The following is a 20,879-nucleotide window of genomic DNA, read 5'->3' on the forward strand; positions in this document are numbered from 1 at the left end:
GCCGTTCAGCCCGCCGAGGGTTCCGGCACCGTCACCGTGAGCAGCCGGGTCCCGGAGAGGTCGAGCCGCAGCCGGCCGCCGCCCCTCCCGAACCGCAGCACGACCGCCGTGCAGGACGGGCAGCGCACCACGAGCGCCGGGGCGTCGGGATAGAGGTCGTGGGCGCCGGGACGCCGGACCAGCGGGTGTCGAGCTTCGACCAGCTGGTCACGCAATGGATGTCGACCGTGACCGGTTCGTGCGGCAGGGCTCGGAACTCCTCCCAGGTCCACCGGTGCAGCCCGTCGACCTGTCCCTGCACCACGAAGTCCCACGCGTCGAGCGGGGTGTGCGGCGTCGGCCCGGCGGTGAGCACCGGGAACCTGTCGCCGATGTCGCGCTGTCCGGGAGGCAGCCGCCGGTCGCGCCGCCCGCGTCCGTGGAACACCCGCGACACCACAGCCATCGTGCGCCCCCTTCCTCGGAGCACCCGAGCATGCCGGGTGGGCGGGCCCGCCACATCGCGCGTTCGTACGAAGCGGCGCCGGATTCAGCGGGCCGCCGAGCGGTCCCACGTGGCGGGCGTGATCCCCGCGGCGCGGAGCTCGACCTTGCGGATCTTCTCCGTCGGGGTCTTCGGGAGCGCGTCGACGATCTCGACGTACCTGGGCACCATGAACCGCGCCATCCGCGCGGACAGGTACCCGACGAGCTCGGCGGGGTCGAGGTCGTGGCCGGGCTGCGGCACCACGACGATCTTCACCTCGTCCTCGCCGTACTCCGACGGGACCGCGACGGCGGCGCTCTCCAGGACCGCGGGATGGCCGTTGACCTCGGCCTCGACCTCGGCGGACGAGATGTTCTCGCCCCGGCGGCGGATGGCGTCCTTGATCCGGTCGACGAAGTAGAAGTTGCCCTCCGCGTCGCGGGTGAAGCCGTCGCCGGTGTGCAGCCACTGGTTGCGCCAGGCCTCCACCGTGGCCTCGGGCTTGCGCCAGTACCCGGCCATGAGCGTCCAGGGCTCGTCGGCGCGCAGCACCAGCTCTCCAAGCTCGCCGGGCCCGACCTCGACGTCGTCGGCGTCGACGACGCGGGCGTGGAAGCCGGGCCGCGCGCGACCGCAGCTCGTGGCGTTCGCCAGGTCCGCGCCGTCGCTCAGGATGCAGCAGGCCGTCTCGGTCATGTTGAACGTCGTGCGCGCCTGCACGCCGAACCGGCTGCGGAAGCCGTCGAGGTCGTGGATGAGCGGCAGGAACAGCGCGTCGCGCAGCGGCGAGTCGGCGTCGTCGGGCCGCGCGGGCTGCTGGTACAGGAAGTTGGCCATCGCCCCCAGCAGGATGGTGGTGGTCGCGCCGTAGGTGCGGACGTCGTCCCAGAAGGCCTTGGTGTCGAACCGTCGGCGCATCACGACCCTGGCCCCGACCAGGGCACACGCGTACAGCGGGCCCTTCCCGCTCATGTGGAAGAGCGGGAACCCGGAGTAGAAGGCGTCGGTCGCGTCGAACAGCTCCGACGGCATGATGCCGGTCGCCGTGAGCTCCGCCTGCCGCCATGTGACGAGGACGCCCTTGGACGGCCCGGTCGTGCCGGACGTGTAGAGGATCGACGCGATGTCCCGGCCGGTCGGCAGCGGGCCCTCCGGCGCCGGGTCGTCCGCCGCGGCCGCGAGGAAGTCGGCGGCGTGGACCAGCTCGAACGGGCTCTCCGGCAACGGCCCGCGCGCACCCACCACCACGACCGTGCCGAGCCGGCCCGGGCCCGCCGCGGCGTCGGCGATCGCGGCGAGGTGGTCGACGTGGGCGATCATGATCGCGGCCCGGGAGTCGTCGACGAGGTAGCGCAGCATCGTGCCGATGTAGCCGGTGTTGACCGGGACCTCCATCGCCCGTAGGCGTCCGGTCCCGAGCCATGCGGCCACGGCCTCCGTGCACGGCGGCAGCATGGTCAGCACGGTGTCGCCGGCGGCGACGCCGGCCCGGGCCAGCGCGGCGGCCCAGCGGGTGGTGTCGGCGTGCGCCTGCGCGTAGGTCCACGTGTCGCCGGACTCGGCGACCACGACGAACGGGGCGTCCGGGCGCTCGGCGGCACGAGTGCCGAGCAGGACGGGCAGCACGGTGTCCGAGGGCAGCATCAGCGATGTCCTTCCGTCCGGTCAGGGTCGTCGGTCGTCCGGCCGCAGCCGGACGACGGGGACGCCGGGAGCGACGCCGTCCCCGGCCCGCACCAGCACCTGCTCGACGACGGCGTCGGCGGCCGCCCGCAGCGGGTGCTCCATCTTCATCGCCTCGATCGTCACGAGTGTCCGGCCGGCGGCGACCCGGTCGCCGGGGGCCACGAACACGGCCGTGACGGTGCCCCGCATCGGGCTCACGAGATCCGGGCCCTCGGTGCGGACCACCCGGCGCGGGGCCGACGCCCGCGAGCCGGTCCGTCGCCGCACCGGGACCGCTCCCGGGCCCGCGGGCCGGGGGACGCGATAGCGCCGTCCGGCGACGACCACTGCGGCATCGGCGGCCTCGTCGTCGGGCTCCGGCCCGGGGCAGGGCCGCTCGGCGGGCCCGGCGAGGTCGGGCGCGACGACCGCGTCGAACCAGCTGGTCGGAACGCCTCCACGCACGAAGTCCGGGTGCCCGAGCACGGCTACTGCCGCGGGCACCGTCGTGCTCACGCCGGCCACGACGGTCCGGGCGAGGGCCCCCCGCAGCCGGTGCAGCGCGATCTCCCGGGTCGGCCCCCACGCGAGGAGCTTGCCGACCAGGCTGTCGTAGTCGGGCGGGACCGTGTCCCCGGCCTCGTAGCCGCCGTCGAAGCGGACACCCGGCCCCCAGGGCACCGACAGCGCGGACAGCCGGCCCGGGGCGGGGACGAAACCCGCCCCGGGGTCCTCGGCGTTGATCCGGCACTCGACGGCGTGGCCCCGGGTCGGCCCGGCCTCCTCGAGAGCCTCCCCCGCGGCGACGCGGAGCTGCTCGCGGACCAGGTCGACGCCCAGCACCAGCTCGGTCACCGGGTGCTCGACCTGGATCCGGGTGTTGGCCTCGAGGAACCAGAACTCCCCGTCCTGCACCAGGAACTCGACCGTGCCGGCGCCGACGTAGCCGGCCTCGCGTGCGAGCCGGACCGCGGCGTCGGCCAGCGCCGACCGCACCCCGGCGTCGAGCCCGGGTGCTGGAGCCTCCTCCACCAGCTTCTGGTGCCGCCGCTGCACCGAGCAGTCGCGGTCGCCGAGGGCCAGCACCGTGCCGTGGGTGTCGGCGAGGACCTGGACCTCGACGTGGCGCGGCGCCGGCAGGAACCGCTCGACGTGCACGGTGTCGTCGCCGAACGCCGCCCGTGCCTCCGACCGGGCCGCCGTCACGGCCTCCTCGACCTGCTCCGGCCCGGGGATCACGCGCATGCCACGCCCGCCGCCGCCCCGGGCCGCCTTGACGACGAGCGGCCACCCGACCGCCGCGCCGAGCGCGCGCACCGCCTCGGGGGACACCTCCGTGCTGCCCGGGACCACGGGCACCCCCACCGCCTCCGCGAGCGCCCGGGCCCGGGACTTGTCCCCGAGGACCTCGACCGCCGACGCCGGCGGTCCCACGAAGACGAGGCCGGCCTTCTCGACGGCCGCGGCGAAGCCGGCGCTCTCGGCGAGGAAGCCGTACCCGGGATGCACGGCGTCGGCACCCGACCGCAGCGCGGCGTCGACGAGCAGGCCGGCGTCGAGGTAGGTGTCCGCCGCCGCGACGCCGGGCAGCCCGACGGCTTCGTCGGCGAGGCGCACGTGCAGAGCCGCGGCGTCGGCATCGGAGTGCACGGCGACGGAGGCGATGCCCAGCTCGGCGCACGTCCGCACGATCCGCACCGCGATCTCGCCCCGGTTGGCGACGAGGACCTTGCGCACCGGTTCCTCCTCAGATCGGCGAGACGGCGTGCTGCTTGCGCGGCGCGCGGGCCTTGCGGCGGTGTTGGGCCCGGCGCAGCGCCGCGCGAAGCAGCGCCCGGGTCTCGTCCGGGTCCACGACGTCGTCGATCCCGAAGCCCTGCGCGGCGAGGAACGGACCGATCTGCTCGCGGAAGCCGGCGATCATCTCCGCGCGGCGGGCCGCCGGGTCCGGGGCGGCCTCGACCTCGCGCCGGTAGGCGATGTCGACCGCCCCCTCGACGGACATCGCGCAGATCTCGGCGGTCGGCCAGGCCAGCGCCAGGTCGGCGGCGAAGCTGCGGCCCCCGCACATGGCGATGTACCCGGCGCCGTAGCCCTTGCGCAGCACCACGCTGAACCGCGGCACCGTGGCCTGGCCCAGCTCGAAGAGCAGCCGGCCGCTGCGGCGCCCGAGCTGGGTCGTCGCCGACTCGGTCCCCGCGAGGAAGCCCGGGACGTCGATCAGGAAGAGCAGCGGCACCCCGAACGCGTCGCACAACGACACGAAGTGCGCCGCCTTCTCGCACGCCGGGCTGTCGAGCGCGCCGCCGAGGTGCATCGGCTGGTTCGCCACGATCCCGATCGGCCGGCCCCCGATCCGGGCCAGCGCCGTGACGATGTTCGGCGCGTGCTCCGGCTTGACCTCGAAGGCCGTCTCCGGGTCGGCGAGCGCGTCGACGACCTCCAGGACGTCGTAGGCCTGCCGGGTCGATGCCGGGACGAGGTGGGCGACCGGCGGGTCGCCCTCCTGAGGCTCCTCGTCGTGAGGTGGCCGCTGGTCGGCGCTGGAGGGCAGGTAGCCCAGGAACACCCGCACCGCGTCGAGCGCCTCGCCCTCGATGTCCACCGCGAGGTCGGCCAGCCCGAGCCGGGCCTGCAGGTCGGCGCCGCCGAGCTCCTCCTTGGTGAGCTTCTCCCCCGTCGACGCCGCCACCAGCGCCGGACCCGCGATGCCCATGGTCGAGATGCCCCGCACCATCACCGTGTAGTCGGCGAGCGCGGCGAAGTTCGTCGGGCCGCCGAAACCGGGTCCGAGCATGACCGCGACCACGGGGACGTACCCGGACAGGTCGACCATCTGCTGGAAGACGTCGAAGCCGAACGCGAAATGGTGGCTGTCGAGGCCCTCCTGGATCCGGTGCCCGCCGCCGTCGAGCAGCATGACCAGCGGGATACCCTCCTGCAGCGACCGCTCGCAGCAGCGGGCGACCTTGAGGCCGCCGGTGGTGCCGTTCGACCCGCCGAAGACGCTGAAGTCGAAGGACATGATCGAGACGGGCCGGCCGTCGAGCTCTCCGACGCCCGTCACCACCCCGTCCCCGGGCGCCGCCAGCCGCTCCTGTCCGGGCGTCCCGCGGGCGGCGTCGACCAGGGCGCCGAACTCGCGGAAGGTCCCCTCGTCGACGAGCCGGTCGATGCGCTCACGGGCGGTCAGCTTGCCGAGGGCGTGCTGCCGCACGACCGCCTCGGGGCGCCCGAGGTCCTGCACGAGGGCGCGCCGCCGGCGCAGCTCCTCGATCTCCGGGCGCTCCGCACCGACCACCGCGACCTCCCCGTCCGTCGACCCGAGCCGGTCGATCGTGCCCGATCCTCACCTGCATTGACACTTCTGTCAACGAGCCCGCACACTGCTCCTCCCGACGGAGAGGACGGACATCGTGGTTCCGCTGGCCCGCATCCTGGAGCAGACCGCACGGCGTCATCACGAGGCGGACAAGCCCGCCCTCGTCGGGCCCACGACGAGCTGGACCTACCGGGAGACGGCGGACCGGATGTGGCGCCTCGCCCGCGCCCTCCGGGAGCTCGGGGCGGGCCCCGGCGACCGGGTCGCTGTCCTGGCCAGCAACAGCGCCGACTACCTGGTGCTCTTCGCCGCGGTGTCCGCGCTGGGCGCCGCGACCGTGCCGATGAGCCCGCGGTGGACGGCGGCGGAGGTCGCCGGGGCGGTGGCCTACGTGCGCCCGGCCGTCCTCGTGGCGTCGGCCGAGCACGTCACGGTCGCGGCGGCCGCGGTGTCGGAGTTGGCCGGGGCGGAGGGGGCCGAGGCCCCGCTGCTCACCGTACTGGACGGAGACCTGGTGGATCGCGCGGCGAGGGCGGGCGCCGTGCCCTTCCCGGTGCCCGACGACCCGGAGGCGCCGATCTGGCTGGCCTTCACCGGGGGCACGACCGGCACGATGAAGGCCTGCGTCGTCGACGCCGGCACCTTCACCGAGAACATCCTGTTCTGCTCGCTGCAGTTCGGGTTCGGCCGCGAGGACGTCACCCTCGCCTGCGGGTCCTACGGCCACATGCTGCCGCTCTACTTCTCGCTGATGCAGCTCTACTGCGGCGGGACCGTCGTGGTCCTCGGCGAGTTCGACGCCCGGGCGGTGCTCCCGGCCCTGGAGCGTCACGGCGTCACCTGGCTCGCCGCCGTACCCACGATCTACGGCGACCTGGTCCGCGCCCAGCCCGAGGTCCGTGCCGACCTCTCGACGCTGCGCTTCTGCATCTCGGCGGGATCACCGCTGCTGACGGAGGCCAAGCAGCGGCTGCTCGACGTCCTCACCCCGAACCTCTACGAGTACTACGGCGCCACCGAGACCGGCTGGACCACGCTCCTGGAGCCGCGGGACCAGCTGCGCAAGCACCGCTGCGTCGGGCAGCCGATGTCGGGCGTCGACCTCCAGGTCGTGCGCGAGGACGGGACCCCGTGCGAGGTCGGCGAGATCGGGCTCGTCCGCAAGCGCGGCCTGGTCCTGATGCGCGAGTACCTCGACCATCCCGAGCTGACCTCGGAGATCATCGGGGCCGCCGGCTGGGCGACCGCCGGCGACCTCGGGCGCCTCGACGAGGAGGGCTACCTCTACCTCGTCGACCGGCAGAAGGACATGATCATCTCGGGCGGGGTGAACGTGTACCCCAACGAGATCGAGGAGGTCCTCCTCGCCGTCCCTGGGACGGAGGAGGTCGCCGTGGTCGGGATCCCGCACGAGCGGTGGGGCGAGGCCGTGCACGCCGTCGCGGTCCTCGCGTCCGGTACCGACGCCGAGGACTGGGAGGGTCGCGCCCGCGAGGCCGCGGCCACGAGCCTCGCCGGCTACAAGCGCCCGAAGTCCTACGCCGTGGTGGACGCCCTCCCGCGCGCCCACTCGGGCAAGCTGCTCAAGCGGGAGATCCGCGCGCCGTACCGGGGTCCCGCCGACACCGTCGGTACGGCCGGCTGACATGCCCGGCCGACACGGGAGGATCGGCGGATGAGCAGGCCGGCCCGACGCGAGTGGAGCACCCGGACGGCGAAGGACCGCCAGGACAGCGCCACCCGCGCCGCGCTGCTCGACGCCGCCGAGGAGCTCTTCGCCGAGCAGGGCTGCGACCAGACCCCCGTCGGCCAGATCGCCGAGCGTGCCGAGGTCTCCCGCGCCACCTTCTACGTCTACTTCGCCTCCCGGGCGGAGGTGTTCCACGCCCTCGCGCACCGCGTCCGGGACGAGATCACCCGAGTCCAGCGCGAGGCCGGGCGGGCCTCGGCCGATCCGCGCGTGGTGGTGGAGACCTCGATCCGCGCCGCCCTCGCCGTCTACGCCCGGAAGGCCCGCCTGCTGACGGTGATCCGCCACCAGGCGTTGCACGATCCGGAGGCCGCCGCGCTCTGGCGGGAGCTCGTCGACGTCCCCACGGAGATCGACGCCCGGTTCCTGGCCGATCTCCGGCGCACGCGGGGCGCCGAGCCCGCAGCCGGCGACACCGTGGTGGCGACCGTGGTGACCGCAGCGCTGCTGCACCTGGCGGAGGAGGTCGCCGCCGACCCGTCGTCGCTCGACCGGACCGCGGCGGAGCTCGTCGCCGTCTACGGGCGGCTCGCCGGCCTCGACGGAGACTGATCCCGGTCGGCGCGCAGGGCGATGCGGCGGTGGGCGCCCGTACCGACCTCGTCGCCGGGCTCCGGGAGCACTGTCGGATCGCACAAAGGACGGTGCGGAGCAGCGCGGCGCGTTCGTGTTCGCGGTGCCTGCCGGGACGGGGACCGGCGACGGAAGGTATGACGCGTCCCACATCACACCCTGCGAGGTGCCCGTGCGCGCTACCGCCCGATCCCGTCCGCGCAAGACCGGCCGCAGGCCGCACCCGGTCGACGAGGTGCTGCCTGCCGGCAAGCTCGCCGTCTACGGCGTGCAGCACGTGCTCGCCTTCTACGCCGGCGCCGTCATCGTGCCGATCCTGCTGGCCTCGGCGATCGGCCTGTCGGAGCGCGAGCTGATCCACCTCATCAACGCCGACCTCTTCACCTGCGGTATCGCGTCGATCATCCAGTCCCTCGGGTTCTGGAAGATCGGCGTGCGGCTGCCGCTGCTGCAGGGCGTCACGTTCACCGCGGTGTCGCCGATGATCGCGATCGGGCTCGCGGCGGGCGGCGGCACGGACGGCCTCCTGGTGATCTACGGTGCGGTGATCGTCGGCGGCCTGTTCACCTTCCTCATCGCCCCCTGGTTCAGCAAGCTGATCCGCTTCTTCCCGCCGGTCGTCACGGGCACGGTCATCACGATCATCGGCCTCGCGCTGCTGCCCGTCGCCGCGCAGGACGCCGTCGGCGGCGGCTCCACGCCCGACCCCACCAGCGCGCGCAACCTCGCCTACGCCCTCGGGACGCTCGCCGTGATCGTCGTGATCCAGCGGGTGTTCCGCGGCTTCACCGCCACCGTCGCCGTGCTGATCGGGCTGGTCCTGGGCACGGGCGTCGCCTGGCTGCTGGGTGACGCGTCGTTCGCGGCCGTCGGCGACTCCTCCTGGCTCGGCGTCACCACGCCCTTCTACTTCGGCTGGCCGAAGTTCGCCGGCGCCGCGATCGTCTCGATGATCGTCGTCATGCTGATCACCGCGGTCGAGACCACCGGCGACGTCTTCGCCACCGGCGAGATCGTCGACAAGCGGGTCGGTCGCGAGGACATCGCCCGGGCGCTGCGGGCCGACGGCCTGGCCACCACCATCGGCGGCGTCCTCAACTCCTTCCCCTACACCTGCTTCGCCGAGAACGTCGGGCTGGTCCGGCTGACCCGCGTCAAGAGCCGGTACGTCGTCGCCGCCGCGGGCGTGTTCATGATCCTGATCGGCCTGGTGCCCAAGGCCGGTGCCGTCGTCGCGGGCATCCCGCACCCGGTGCTCGGCGGCGCGGCCCTGGCGATGTTCGCGACCGTGGCCGTCGTCGGCATCCAGACGCTCTCGCGCGTGGACTTCCACGACCACCGCAACGTCGTGATCGTCGGGACGAGCCTCGGGCTGGCCATGTTGGTGACCGCGCAGCCCGACGTCGCGAAGGCCCTGCCCCCCTGGGCCCAGATCGTGTTCGGCTCCGGGATCACCGTCGGCAGCATCACCGCGATCGTGCTGAACCTGGTGTTCCACCACGTCGGCAAGGACTTCGGCCCCGCCGTCGCCGGCGCGCCGGGCACCCCCACGATCCGGCTCGACCAGGTCAACCGCATGAGCCGCGACGAGTTCGTCGCCGCCTTCGACCGGCTGTTCCAGGGCCCGACGGACGTCGTCGCCCGGGCGTACGACCGCAAGCCGTTCGCCGACACGGCGGCCCTGCGCACCGCCTTCCAAGAGGCGCTGTTCGCGGCGCCGCGCGAGGAGCAGCGCGCGCTCATGGCCGTCTACCCCGACCTCGGCGGCGACCGCGTCGCCGAGGGCGAGGAGGGCGACGACTCCCGCGAGGACCAGGCGTCGGCCGGCCTGACCCGGCTCTCCGACGACGACCGCACCGAGTTCGCCGAGCTCGCCGCGGCCTACCGGGAGCGCTTCGGGATCCCGCTGATCGTTTGCGTGCGCGAGCACCCGGACCGCGCCGCGATCCTGCGCGAGGGCCGGCGCCGGCTGGGCAACTCGCCCGCCCAGGAACATGCCGCCGCACTGATCGAGATCGCCAAGGTGGCCAACCGCCGCTTCGAGGACCTGGTCGCCGAGGCCAACCCGATCGCGACGGCCCGGGCCGGGGCCTTCGGGTCGAGCGCCCGATGACGGCCCTCGAGCCCCTGACGGTCCGCGGCTTCGACGACCTGCCCGCCGCCCGCGCCGAGGAGCTGCTCCGCGAGGTCTGCTCCGCGCCGCGGTGGGCGCGGCAGGTCGCCGCCGGGCGGCCCTACGGCAGCCTCGCCGCGCTGCAGCACGCAGCCGGGGCCGCGCTCACCGGGGACGACCTCGACGCCGCCCTGGCCGGGCACCCCCGCATCGGCGCCCGCTCGGCGCGGGGCACGGCGCGGCGCGAGCAGGGCGCGGTCGCCACGGCGTCCGCGCAGGTCCTCGACGCCCTGGCCGAGGGGAACCGGGCCTACGAGGAACGCTTCGGGCACGTCTACCTGGTGTGTGCCAGCGGCCGGAGCGCCGAGGACCTGCTGGCCACGCTGCGGGCCCGGCTCGCCAACGACCCCGCCGTCGAGCGCCGGGTCGCCCTCACCGAGCTGACGGCGATCAACCGGCTGCGGCTGGAGCGGATGTTCACGTGACGCGGAGCCGGTGGACGTGCGCAGCACCAAGGCCGCAGGCCCCGAGACCACGCGTTCCCTTCATGGTTCCATGACGCGAATTCAGGCCCGAGCCTTGCGCGCCATGGCTCCATAGCGCGCGACCTCAGACCCGAGTCCTGCGCGTTATGGTTCCCTGACGCGGTCTGTCCGCCGGGCACAAGTGGCAGATCTGCGTACTGGCCCGCGCCACCGCTCGGGGTGACGATCTCCGCACGACGGCGGCCTCGACGCGGAGGTGACCCTTGCCCGAGACGATGCGCGCGGCGCGGTTCCACGAGCCCGGCAGGCCGTTGGCCACCGAGTCCCTCCCACGGCCCGAGCCCGGGCCGGGCGAGGTCCTGCTGCAGGTCCGGGCCGCGGGCGTCTGCGGCTCGGACGTGCACTTCGCGATCGAGGGCAGCCCGGTCGGGTTCGTGCCGATCACCCTCGGGCACGAGGTCGCCGGCACCGTCGCGGAGCTCGGGCCCGACGTCGACGGGGCCCTTGAAGACGGGCTCGGAGTGGGCGCGCGGGTGGTCGTCAACGCGGTCCTCACCGACGGCACGTGCCCGCAGTGCCTGACCGGTCGGTCGTCGATCTGCGCCTCGCGCACGCTGGTCGGCATCCACCGCGACGGCGGGCTGGCCGAGTTCGTCGCGGTCCCGGCCCGTGCCCTCGTGCCCTTGCCCGACGAGGTGCCGTTCGACGTCGGCGCCATCGTCACCGACGCCGTCGCCACCCCGTTCCACGCGCTGACCGACGTCGCCCGGGTCCGGGCCGGCGAGGCCGTCGCGATCGTCGGGGTGGGTGGCCTCGGCCTGCACGCGGTGCAGATCGCCCGCCTGCAGGGGGCGTCGCCGGTGATCGCCGTCGACCCGCGGGCATCGCAGCGCACCCGTGCCGCCGAGGTCGGCGCGGACCTGGTGCTGGAGCCCGGTCCCGGGGCCACCGAGGCCGTGCTCGCGGCGACCGGCGGGGCCGGGGCGGACGTCGCCGCCGAGTTCGTGGGCCGGCCGGAGAGCATCGCGGGTGCTGCGGAGCTGCTGCGTACGGGCGGACGACTGGTGATCTGCGGCCTCGGGGCCGACCCGATCACGCTCCCGCCGCCGACCGTGTTCGTCCGCCGGGAGCTGCAGGTCCTGGGCAGCTACGGGTTCACCACGGCGTCCATCCGTTCGGTGCTCGGGCTGGTCACCGCGGGCCGGCTCGACCTGAGCCGCTCGATCACCCACCGCTTCCCGCTCGACGAGGCGGACAAGGCGCTGCAGACGCTGCACCAGAAGCTGGGCGAGCCCCAGCGCGTCGTGGTGCTGCCCTGACCAACCCGCGCTATGGAACCATGATGCACGGATTCGGCCTCAGTTTCCGCATTATGGTTCCTGAACGCGGTAGATCGGCCGCGAATTTCGCATCATGGTTCCGCAGTGCGCGAAGACCGGCGCTATTCGAAACGTTCTGGTTCCGTACTGCGTCAGCGGGAGCGGAGAGCGAGGAAGAGGTCGACCCGGTCGGGGAAGTCGGCGAGGCTGCGGCCCGTGAGCTCCTCGACCCGGCCGATCCGGTAGCGCACCGTGTTGACGTGCAGGTGCAGCCGTTCCGCGGCACGGCTCCACGATCCGGAGCAGTCCAGGAACGCCTCCAGCGTCTCCAGCAGCCCGGCGGCGTTGCGCTCGTCGTAGGCCAGGACCGGGCGGAGCACCCGGGCGGCGAAGGTGCGGCGGACGTCGTCGGGCACCGCGGCGAGCAGGGCGACGTGCGAGGTCACCTCCGACGCCGTGACCACGGCGACCGCCCCCGGCCGCTGCAGCGCGAGCGTCCGCGCGTGCACGGCCTCCTGCAACGCCCCGGTCAGCGCCGCGAGCGCGGCCGGCCGGCTGACCCCGACGGTGAGCTTCTCCGGGGCGAGCCCCGGTTCGAGGCGGGCCAGGGCGGCGTCGAGCACCGCCGTGTCCCCGGGGACCAGCGCGACGGCCGCTCCCTCGTGGGTCCCGACGACCGGCGGTCCGAGGTGCGTGGCGGCGTCGACCAGCACCGAGCGCGCGGTCTCCACCCGCCCCGGCCCGCTGAACCCCGCGACCGCCACCGCCAGCGGCGCCGACGGGTCGAGCCCGGCCTGCCGTAGCCGCACCGGGAGCTCCGGTCGCTCGCTTGCCCCGTCCGCGACCAGCGCGATCGCGTCGTCGGCGATGTCGCGCGCGACCCGCAGCCCCTCGCTGCGCCGGGCCCGGTCGAGCGCGGCGATCGCCACCAGCTCCCCGACCGCCTCGACCGTCTCCTGGTCCCAGTCCGGCCGCGCGCCGTCGACCGCCACGAACCACGACGTCGCCCGCAGCTCGGACGCCGGCCCCACCGGGAACACCGTGCGCGCCGGGGTCGGGGTGACCGCGGGCAGCCGGTCCGCGGTGAGGAAGGTCCGCACCGCGGCGTCGAGCTCGGCCGCCGGCAGCGGCTCGGGCCCCGCGGCGAGCGCTCGCCCCGTCGCCGTGAACACCCGGCAGGTCAGCCCGATCGCCGCGCCGACCTGCGCGGTCATCTCGTCGAGCCCCTGCCCGCTCGCCACCGCGGCCAGCAGCTGGCGCTGCCGCCCCACCGTGACCGCCAGCCGGTCGCCGCGCGCCGCCGTGACCGAGCCGACGACGTACTCGGTCACCGCCGCGAACGAGATCTCCTCGGGCACCTCCACCAGCGGGACGTCGTGCCGGCGGCAGGCCGCCACGACGTCGTCGGGGATCCCGTGGAACACCGCCGCGCCCGCGGCCAGCGCGGCCACCTTCGCCCGCGCCAGCGCACCGACGAACCGCTCGGTGTCCGCCTCGGCCGTCCGCCACACCAGCCCGCTGATCACCAGCTCGCCACCCGAGAGGTAGCGACCGGGATCGGGCAGGTCGGTGGTGTAGACCCAGCGCACGGGTCGCTCGAGCGCCGCCTCGTCGCCGTGCAGCAGCCGCAGCTTCAGGTCGGGGCGTCCGACCAGGTCGCGCAGCAGCATTGGAGGAACGTACAACCGCGCAGCCCGGGACCGCCACGGGTTCGTCGCGGCGGCGACTCGTGACCGGCCGGACCGCGCGCTGTACTTCCAGCCATGGACTTCCTGGCGCCGACCTCCTGGGCTGAGGCCCTCGAGACCAAGGCGGCACACCCCGACGCCCTGCCCGTCGCGGGCGGCACGGACGTCATGGTCGAGCTCAACTTCGACCACCGGCGCCCGGCCGCGCTGCTGGACCTCAACCGGGTCCCCGAGCTGCAGGAGTGGAGCCGCGCCGACGACGGGCGGATCCGGCTCGGCGCCGGGGTCACCTACAGCCGGGTGATCGCCGAGCTCGGCGGCACGCTGCCCGGACTGGCGATGGCCGCGCGCACCGTCGGGTCGCCGCAGATCCGCAACCGTGGCACGGTCGGCGGGAACCTCGGCGCGGCCTCCCCGGCCGGGGACAGCCACCCCGCCCTGCTCGCCGCGTTCGCCGAGGTGGAGATCGCCTCCGTGCGCGGGACGCGCGTGGTGCCTGTCGCGGACTTCTTCACCGGCGTGAAGCGCAGCGTGCTGGAGCCCGACGAGCTCATCGCCGCGGTGCGGATCACCCCGCCCGCCGGACCGCAGCAGTTCTGCAAGATCGGCACCCGCAACGCCATGGTGATCGCGGTGTCCGCCTTCGGGTTCGCGCTGCACCCGGACCGCCGGGAGGTCGGCACCGGGATCGGCTCGGCCGCCCCCACCCCGCGCCCGGCCCCCGAGGCCGCCGCGTTCCTCGCCGGCGAGCTCGAGGCCGCCGGGCTGTGGGACTCCCGCAGCCCGCTGCCCGAGGGGCTCGCCACCGAGTTCGGTCGCCGCGTCCGCGACGCCGCGGCCCCTATCGACGACGTGCGCGGCAGTGCCGCGTACCGCCTCCACGCCCTGTCGGTCATGGCCCGCCGGGCCGCGACCTGGGCGTGGGACGCCTACCGCACCGACGACGGCAACGACGGCAACGACGGCAACGACCACAGGAGCGCCGCCGCATGAGGATCGAGCTGACGGTCAACGGCACCCGCCGCGAGGCCGACGACGTCTGGGAGGGCGAGAGCCTGCTCTACGCACTGCGCGAGCGGCTCGGCCTGCCCGGCTCCAAGAACGCCTGCGAGCAGGGCGAATGCGGGTCCTGCACGGTCTACCTCGACGGCACCCCGGTGTGTTCGTGCCTGGTCGCGGCCGGGCAGGCGCAGGGCCGCGAGGTCACCACCGTCGAGGGGCTGCGGGAGGGGGACGAGCTGGACCCGGTGCAGCAGGCGTTCGTGGAGAAGGGCGCGGTGCAGTGCGGTTTCTGCACGCCCGGTTTCCTGATGTCGACCAAGGACCTGTTGCAGCGCAACCCGAACCCGAGCGACCCGGAGATCCGGGAGGCGCTGGCCGGCAACCTCTGCCGGTGCACCGGGTACGAGAAGATCCTCGACGCGGTCCGAGCCGCAGCGGCGGTGACCCAGCGATGATCGTCGAGAACGCGCACGTCGTGACCGTGACCGGCCAGGAGATCGCCGGCGGACACGTCGTCGTCGAGGGGAACCGGATCACCGCGGTGGGCGCCGGGCCGGCACCGGAGCGGGACGGCCACGACGTGGTCGACGCCCGCGGCGGCCTGCTCACCCCCGGCTTCGTCAACACGCACAACCACCTCTACCAGTGGGTCACCCGTGGTCTGGCCGTCGACGCGACGCTCTTCGAGTGGCTCACCACGCTGTACCCGGTGTGGGCCGGCATCGACGAGCACGCCGTCCACACCGGCGCCACCGGCGCGCTCGCCCAGCTGGCACTGACCGGGTGCACCACCAGCACCGACCACCACTACGTCTTCCCGCGCGAGGGCGGCGACGTGTTCGCCGCCGAGATCCGCGCCGCCGCCGAGGTGGGCCTGCGGTTCCACCCGTGCCGCGGCTCGATGGACCTGGGCCGCAAGGACGGCGGGCTGCCGCCCGACCACGTCGTCGAGGACCGCGACGCCGTGCTGGCCGCGTCGGAGGCCGCCATCGACCGCTGGCACGACGCCTCGCCGGGATCGATGCTGCAGGTCGCGCTGGCCCCGTGCTCGCCCTTCTCCGTGACCGGGGACCTCATGCGCGAGTCCGCGGAGCTGGCCCGGCGCCGCGGCGTCCGCCTGCACACCCACCTCGCCGAGACCCTCGACGAGGAGGACTTCTGCCGCGAGCGCTTCGGCTGCACCCCGCTCGACTACGTCGAGGGCCTCGGCTGGACCGGCGACGACGTCTGGTTCGCCCACGCCGTCCACCTCGACGACCCCGCGGTCAAGCGGATCGGCGCGACCCGGACCGGGGTGGCGCACTGCCCGTCGTCGAACGCCCGGCTCGGCGCCGGGATCGCCCGCACCCGCGACCTGCGCGACGCCGGCGCCCGCGTCGGCCTCGGCGTCGACGGGGCGGCCAGCAACGAGGCCGGCAGCCTGCTCGAGGAGGTCCGCCACGCGGTGCTGTTCGCCCGCGCCGTCGGCGGCCCCACCGCCCTGACCGTGCGCGACGCCCTGGAACTGGCCACGCTGGGCGGCGCCCGGGTGCTCGGTCGCGAGGCCGAGATCGGCTCGATCGAGGTCGGCAAGCTCGCCGACCTCGCCCTCTGGAGCCTGGACGGCCTCGGGCACGCCGACGTCGCCGACCCGGTCGCGGCGCTGGTGCTCGGCGCCCCGCCGCCCCTGGACCTGCTGCTGGTCAACGGCCGCCCGGTCGTCGAGCACGACCGCGTGGTCACCGTCGACACGGACGCCGTGGCGCGCGAGTGCGCCCGCGTCCACCGCACCCTGCTGGAGAAGGCGTCATGACCTCCACCGAGACCCGCACCGTGCCGACGACCGCCTCCGGCGAGGGGGGCCGCCTCGGCGACTCGCCCCTCCGCCCCGACGGCACCCTCAAGGTCACCGGCGAGTTCGCCTACTCGTCCGACCTGTGGCACGACGACATGGTCTGGGGCGTCACGCTGCGCAGCCCGCACCCGCACGCCCGGATCCGGTCGATCGACGTCACCGACGCCCTGCGTGTCCCCGGCGTCTCCGCGGTCCTGACCGCCGCGGACGTCCCGGGCGAGAACGCCATCGGGCTGGAGCACCTCGACACCCCCGCGCTGGCCGACGGCGTGGTCCGCTACCAGGGCGAACCCGTCGCGCTGGTCGCCGCGGACCACCCCGAGACCGCCCGCCGGGCGGCGAAGCGGGTCGTCGTCGACTACGAGGTGCTGCCGGCCGTCACCGACCCGCGCCGCGCGCTCGACGCCGACGCCCCGCTCGTGCACGCCTCGCGCGAGGACAACCTCGTGCGCGCCATGAAGATCCGCCGCGGCGACCCGGCCCCCACCGCCCCCGTGGTGGTGGCGCTGGACTTCGAGGTCGGCATGCAGGACCAGGCCTTCCTCGGCCCGGAGTCCGGGCTCGCGGTACCCGACGGCGAGGGCGGCGTCGACCTCTACGTCGCCACCCAGTGGCTGCACGTCGACCAGACCCAGGTCTGCCGCGTGCTCGGGCTGCCGCCGGAGCGGGTCCGGCTGACCCTCGCCGGGGTCGGCGGCGCGTTCGGCGGGCGCGAGGACCTGTCCATGCACGTCCACGCCTGCCTGCTCGCGCTGCACACCGGCAAGCCGGTGAAGATGAGCTACGCGCGGGACGAGTCGTTCTTCGGCCACGTCCACCGGCACCCGGCGTGGCTGCGCTACGAGTTCGGCGCCTCGGAGGAGGGCGAGCTGGTCTACGCCAAGGCCGACATCCTGTTCGACGGCGGCGCCTACGCGTCCTCGACCGGCGCGGTCGTCGGCAACGGCGGCACGCTGGGCCTGGGCCCGTACCGGATCCCGAGCGTCCACGTCGACGCCCGCGGGGTCTACACCAACAACCCGCCCTGCGGCGCGATGCGCGGCTTCGGCTGCGTGCAGGCCGCGTTCGCGCACGAGGCGCTGATGGACGAGCTGGCCGACCGGGTCGGCGTCGACCGGGTGGAGATCCGGGCGCGCAACGGGATGCGCGAGGGCGACCTCAACATCACCGGCCAGGTGATCGACTCCGCGGCGCCGGTCGCCGAGCTGATCCGGACCGTCCGCGACCTGCCGCTCCCGCCGGAGCCCGTGGGCGAACGGGACATCCGCGAGCTGCCCGGCGGCGCGTCGAACACCACGCACGGCGAGGGTGTCGTGCGCGGGATCGGGTACGCGGTGACCTACAAGAACGTCGGGTTCTCCGAGGGGTTCGACGACTACTCCACCGCCCGCGTGCGGCTGGAGGCGGTCGCCGGCGAGCCCGTCGCGACCGTGCACACGGCGGCCGCCGAGGTCGGGCAGGGCCTGATCACCATCGAGCAGCAGATCTGCCGGACCGAGCTGGGCGTGGACCAGGTCGTCGTGCACCCCAAGGACACGAGCGTGGGCTCCGGCGGTTCGACGTCGGCCTCCCGGCAGACGTACGTGACCGGCGGCGCGGTCAAGGCCGCGTGCGAGGCGGTGCGGACCTCGGTCCTGCGGCGTGCGGCGGAGGCGTTGCAGCGCACCGGCCTCCGGCTCGACGGCGACAAGATCGTCGCCGAGTCCGGCGAGGTCGTCGCCGGGCTGGCCGACGTGCTCGACGAGCCCGTCGAGGAGACCGTCGAGTGGCGGCACCGCCCGACCTTCCCGATCGACCCGGAGACGGGGCAGGGCAACGCGCACGTCCAGTACGCCTTCTCGGCGCACCGCGCGGTGGTCGACGTCGACACCGAGCTCGGCCTGGTCAAGGTGGTCGCGCTGGACACGGCCCAGGACGTCGGGCGGGCGCTCAACCCCGACGCCGTCGTCGGGCAGATCCAGGGCGGCAGCGCGCAGGGCATGGGCCTGGCGCTGATGGAGGAGATCGTCGTGACGGACGGGCACGTGAAGAACCCGTCCTTCACCGACTACCTGATCCCGACCATCCTCGACATGCCCCCGATGCAGGTGAAGGTGCTGGAGTACGCCGACCCGCACGCGCCCTACGGCGTCCGTGGCGTCGGCGAGCCGCCGACGATCTCGTCCGGCCCCGCCGTCGCCGCCGCGGTCCGCGCCGCCACCGGCAAGGCGCTGCGCCGTGTCCCGATCCGCCCGGAGCACATCACCTTCTGACCCGAGAATCGCCGTGCGCGGCGCGTGGTGCTGGAGCGCCACGTGCCGCGCACGGGCACGGGCACGGAGGTGCAGGTATTCCCCGCACGTCCTTCCCGGGGAGCGGATTATGGTTCCATAACGCGTCCAGAACCCACCTCCGAGCGCACTATGGTTCCATAACGTCCAGAACCTGCCTCGGAGCGCAATTATGGTTCCACAACGCGCTTCGGAGGCCCTCGAAATCGCGTTGTGGATCCATAGTGCGGATTTTCCGGGCCGGACGGGGAACGCTCCGGACGGGAGGACGTCCGTGCAGAAGATCAACGACAAGCTCTACAGCTGGGCCTCGATCCTCGAGCCCGCCACGCTCGCGCAGGCCGAACGGACCGCGTCGATGCCGTTCGTGCAGCCGCACCTGGCGCTGATGCCGGACGCGCACCTCGGCGCCGGCGCGACCGTCGGCTCGGTCATCCCGACCGTCGAGGCGATCATGCCGGCTGCGGTGGGCGTGGACATCGGCTGCGGGATGATCGCCGTGCGCACACAGTTCACCCGGGACGAGCTGGGTGGCCGGTCCCTCGCCGACCTGCGACGGTCTCTCGAGAAGCGCATCCCGCTCAGCGCCGGGCGCTACAACCGGACGGTCGGCGACACGGCGGCGCCGCGGGTCGCCGCCCTGACCGAGGAGGCCGGTGACCGGCTGGCCTTCTACGAGGACCTCACCCGGGTGGGCTGGGACCTCCAGCTCGGCAGCCTCGGCAGCGGCAACCACTTCATCGAGCTGACCGCGGACGAGAGCGGCACGCTCTGGCTCTTCCTGCACTCCGGGTCGCGCGGCATCGGCAATGCGATCGCCCGCCACCACATCCGCATCGCCCACGAGCAGTGCCGCGACATGCGGCTGCCGGACCGGGACCTCGCCCACCTCACGGAGGGCACCGAGGAGTTCGACGCCTACGTCCGCGACCTGGAGTGGGCGCAGCACTTCGCGCTCGCCAACCGCGAGGAGATGATGGACCGCTTCCTCGAGCTCGTCGCCCGCCTTCTCGGCGCGGCGGTCGAGGAGCGGGAGCGGATCAACTGCCACCACAACTTCACGGCCAGCGAGCACCACCTCGGCCACGACGTCTGGCTCTCGCGCAAGGGCGCGATCCGGGCCGACGCGGGCCGTCCCGGGCTCATCCCGGGGTCGATGGGCACCGCGAGCTACGTGGTGACCGGCAAGGGCGAGCCGGCGAGCTTCGAGAGCAGCCCACACGGCGCCGGCCGCGCCTACGCCCGCAAGGCTGCCCGCCGGACGTTCACGCTCGAGGACATGGACAAGGCGATGGTCGGCATCGAGTACCGCCGCGGCCCGGCGTTCCTCGACGAGATCCCCGCCGCCTACAAGGACATCGACGTGGTGATGGCCGACGCCGCCGACCTCGTCGAGGTCCGGCACACCCTGCGCCAGCTGGTCAACGTCAAGGGCGAGTGACCGGCGGGCCGCCCCCTCCGCGGCCCACCGGCCGGTGCCGTCACCCGGGCGTCAGGGGACGATCTCGATCCAGCCCCGGACCACGTCGGGCGTGACCGACGGCGCGAGGTCCGGGTGGTCGACCGCCACGTGCTGCAGGACCGTGCCGACGATCTGGTCCTCGCTCTCGGAGCGGGTGGAGTAGCCGCACTCGCAACTGACCTGCTTCAGGCAGGCCTCGGCGTAGCAGGTCAACGCCCGGCGGTGCAGCCGCCCGACCTCCTCGCGGTGCTCGTCGGCCCACGGCTCCTGCAGGTCCGGCAGGAACGGGCGCTGGGTCACGAACAGCGTGCTCAGCGCGTGCGTCCAGGCCTCCGGCCAGTCGCAGCGGGCAGCCGCGGCGTCGGCCCGGTGCGCCGCCTCGGCCGCGACCGCCGCGTCGATCAGCCCGCCCTCCGGCAGCACGAGCTGCACGCTCTGCCGGCCCACGATCTCGACCGGGGCGAGCACCGCCCGGACCTTCGACAGCAACGCCGTCAGGCCCGTGCCCGACGAGCGGAGCGCGTCCGCCAGCACACACCGGTCCACGGCACCGCGCCTGCAGGCGAGGTAGGCCACCAGGGCCCGGCCCCGCCGCCCGGGGAGCAGGTGCTCCACCGACCGTCCGTCGACGACCACCACGAACCGGCCGTGCAGCTGGATGCGGACCACCCCGCCGAGCCTGGCACCGCCGTCGTCGCGAGGAAACCGGACGGCCGGAGGAACCGGACGGACCGGCGGCCGTCATCGCGATCCCGGCGACCGAGCCCGCGTACCGGTACCAGCCCAGGGCCTGCCGGTGCCCGCGCTCCGCGGCCTCCCGGTCGCCGGCCCGGGCGTCGGCCACGCCAGGGTGTTGCCCGCCCAGGCCGGCAGCGACGGCGACCCGACCCGCCGAGCGAGCGCCGTCGCCTCGGCCAGCCGCTGCCGGCC

16 protein-coding genes and 1 pseudogene are annotated in these 20,879 nt (G+C 74.3%); 10 read left to right on the forward strand and 7 right to left on the reverse strand.

Going from position 1 to position 20,879, the window contains the following annotated elements:
• Nucleotides 1-5 precede the first annotated feature (5 nt).
• The 5 genes and pseudogenes from LWC33_RS24775 to LWC33_RS24795 form a co-directional block, all read right to left on the reverse strand.
• Nucleotides 6-215, reverse strand: coding sequence for a DUF6510 family protein (locus LWC33_RS24775; RefSeq protein WP_233306960.1), 210 nt, complete (start codon nucleotides 213-215; stop codon nucleotides 6-8).
• Between the two features lie 8 nt (nucleotides 216-223).
• Nucleotides 224-445, reverse strand: a pseudogene (locus LWC33_RS36235) (sulfite oxidase-like oxidoreductase); the annotation flags it as partial.
• Nucleotides 446-529: 84 nt separating this feature from the next.
• Nucleotides 530-2,110, reverse strand: a complete 1,581-nt coding sequence (locus LWC33_RS24785) for an AMP-binding protein (RefSeq protein ID WP_233306961.1) — start codon at nucleotides 2,108-2,110, stop codon at nucleotides 530-532.
• Between the two features lie 21 nt (nucleotides 2,111-2,131).
• On the reverse strand, nucleotides 2,132-3,868 hold the full coding sequence (locus LWC33_RS24790) for an acetyl/propionyl/methylcrotonyl-CoA carboxylase subunit alpha (protein ID WP_233306963.1): 1,737 nt from the start codon (nucleotides 3,866-3,868) through the stop codon (nucleotides 2,132-2,134).
• A gap of 10 nt (nucleotides 3,869-3,878) precedes the next feature.
• Nucleotides 3,879-5,432 (reverse strand): acyl-CoA carboxylase subunit beta, encoded by a 1,554-nt coding sequence (locus tag LWC33_RS24795; protein ID WP_233306964.1) that lies wholly within the window; start codon nucleotides 5,430-5,432, stop codon nucleotides 3,879-3,881.
• A gap of 115 nt (nucleotides 5,433-5,547) precedes the next feature.
• Between LWC33_RS24795 and LWC33_RS24800 the strand changes: the two genes are divergently transcribed.
• The 5 genes from LWC33_RS24800 (at nucleotide 5,548) to LWC33_RS24820 (ending at nucleotide 11,693) form a co-directional block, all read left to right on the forward strand.
• Nucleotides 5,548-7,098, forward strand: coding sequence for a class I adenylate-forming enzyme family protein (locus LWC33_RS24800; RefSeq protein WP_233306966.1), 1,551 nt, complete (start codon nucleotides 5,548-5,550; stop codon nucleotides 7,096-7,098).
• A gap of 30 nt (nucleotides 7,099-7,128) precedes the next feature.
• The gene (locus tag LWC33_RS24805) at nucleotides 7,129-7,755 is read left to right on the forward strand and encodes a TetR/AcrR family transcriptional regulator (RefSeq protein ID WP_233306967.1); all 627 of its coding nucleotides are present in this window, start codon (nucleotides 7,129-7,131) and stop codon (nucleotides 7,753-7,755) included.
• A 187-nt stretch (nucleotides 7,756-7,942) separates the two neighbouring features.
• Nucleotides 7,943-9,889, forward strand: a complete 1,947-nt coding sequence (uraD, locus tag LWC33_RS24810; RefSeq protein WP_233306969.1) for a 2-oxo-4-hydroxy-4-carboxy-5-ureidoimidazoline decarboxylase — start codon at nucleotides 7,943-7,945, stop codon at nucleotides 9,887-9,889.
• Complete coding sequence (uraD, locus tag LWC33_RS24815) at nucleotides 9,886-10,374, forward strand: 2-oxo-4-hydroxy-4-carboxy-5-ureidoimidazoline decarboxylase (protein ID WP_233306971.1); 489 nt, start codon at nucleotides 9,886-9,888, stop codon at nucleotides 10,372-10,374. The genes uraD (LWC33_RS24810) and uraD (LWC33_RS24815) overlap by 4 nt, the downstream gene beginning before the upstream one ends.
• A gap of 263 nt (nucleotides 10,375-10,637) precedes the next feature.
• Nucleotides 10,638-11,693 (forward strand): zinc-binding dehydrogenase, encoded by a 1,056-nt coding sequence (locus tag LWC33_RS24820; protein WP_233306973.1) that lies wholly within the window; start codon nucleotides 10,638-10,640, stop codon nucleotides 11,691-11,693.
• Nucleotides 11,694-11,845: 152 nt separating this feature from the next.
• Here the strand turns inward: LWC33_RS24820 and LWC33_RS24825 are convergent, their stop codons facing one another.
• Nucleotides 11,846-13,363 (reverse strand): PucR family transcriptional regulator, encoded by a 1,518-nt coding sequence (locus LWC33_RS24825; RefSeq protein ID WP_233306975.1) that lies wholly within the window; start codon nucleotides 13,361-13,363, stop codon nucleotides 11,846-11,848.
• A gap of 93 nt (nucleotides 13,364-13,456) precedes the next feature.
• On the opposite strand from LWC33_RS24825, the gene LWC33_RS24830 reads away from it, so the two are divergent.
• The 5 genes from LWC33_RS24830 (at nucleotide 13,457) to LWC33_RS24850 (ending at nucleotide 19,928) form a co-directional block, all read left to right on the forward strand.
• Nucleotides 13,457-14,374 (forward strand): FAD binding domain-containing protein, encoded by a 918-nt coding sequence (locus LWC33_RS24830; RefSeq protein ID WP_233306977.1) that lies wholly within the window; start codon nucleotides 13,457-13,459, stop codon nucleotides 14,372-14,374.
• Complete coding sequence (locus LWC33_RS24835) at nucleotides 14,371-14,838, forward strand: (2Fe-2S)-binding protein (protein WP_233306979.1); 468 nt, start codon at nucleotides 14,371-14,373, stop codon at nucleotides 14,836-14,838. The genes LWC33_RS24830 and LWC33_RS24835 overlap by 4 nt, the downstream gene beginning before the upstream one ends.
• Complete coding sequence (locus tag LWC33_RS24840; protein WP_233306982.1) at nucleotides 14,835-16,175, forward strand: 8-oxoguanine deaminase; 1,341 nt, start codon at nucleotides 14,835-14,837, stop codon at nucleotides 16,173-16,175. Before LWC33_RS24835 ends, LWC33_RS24840 begins: the two co-directional genes overlap by 4 nt.
• Nucleotides 16,172-18,469, forward strand: coding sequence for a xanthine dehydrogenase subunit D (gene pucD, locus LWC33_RS24845; RefSeq protein WP_233306984.1), 2,298 nt, complete (start codon nucleotides 16,172-16,174; stop codon nucleotides 18,467-18,469). Before LWC33_RS24840 ends, pucD begins: the two co-directional genes overlap by 4 nt.
• A gap of 292 nt (nucleotides 18,470-18,761) precedes the next feature.
• The gene (locus LWC33_RS24850) at nucleotides 18,762-19,928 is read left to right on the forward strand and encodes an RtcB family protein (protein ID WP_233306986.1); all 1,167 of its coding nucleotides are present in this window, start codon (nucleotides 18,762-18,764) and stop codon (nucleotides 19,926-19,928) included.
• A 51-nt stretch (nucleotides 19,929-19,979) separates the two neighbouring features.
• Here LWC33_RS24850 and LWC33_RS24855 read toward each other — a convergent pair whose 3' ends face one another.
• Nucleotides 19,980-20,618 (reverse strand): AfsR/SARP family transcriptional regulator, encoded by a 639-nt coding sequence (locus tag LWC33_RS24855; protein ID WP_233306988.1) that lies wholly within the window; start codon nucleotides 20,616-20,618, stop codon nucleotides 19,980-19,982.
• Between the last annotated feature and the right edge of the window lie 261 nt (nucleotides 20,619-20,879).

The sequence above is a fragment of the Pseudonocardia terrae genome (assembly GCF_021343995.1).
Lineage (GTDB): Bacteria > Actinomycetota > Actinomycetes > Mycobacteriales > Pseudonocardiaceae > Pseudonocardia > Pseudonocardia terrae.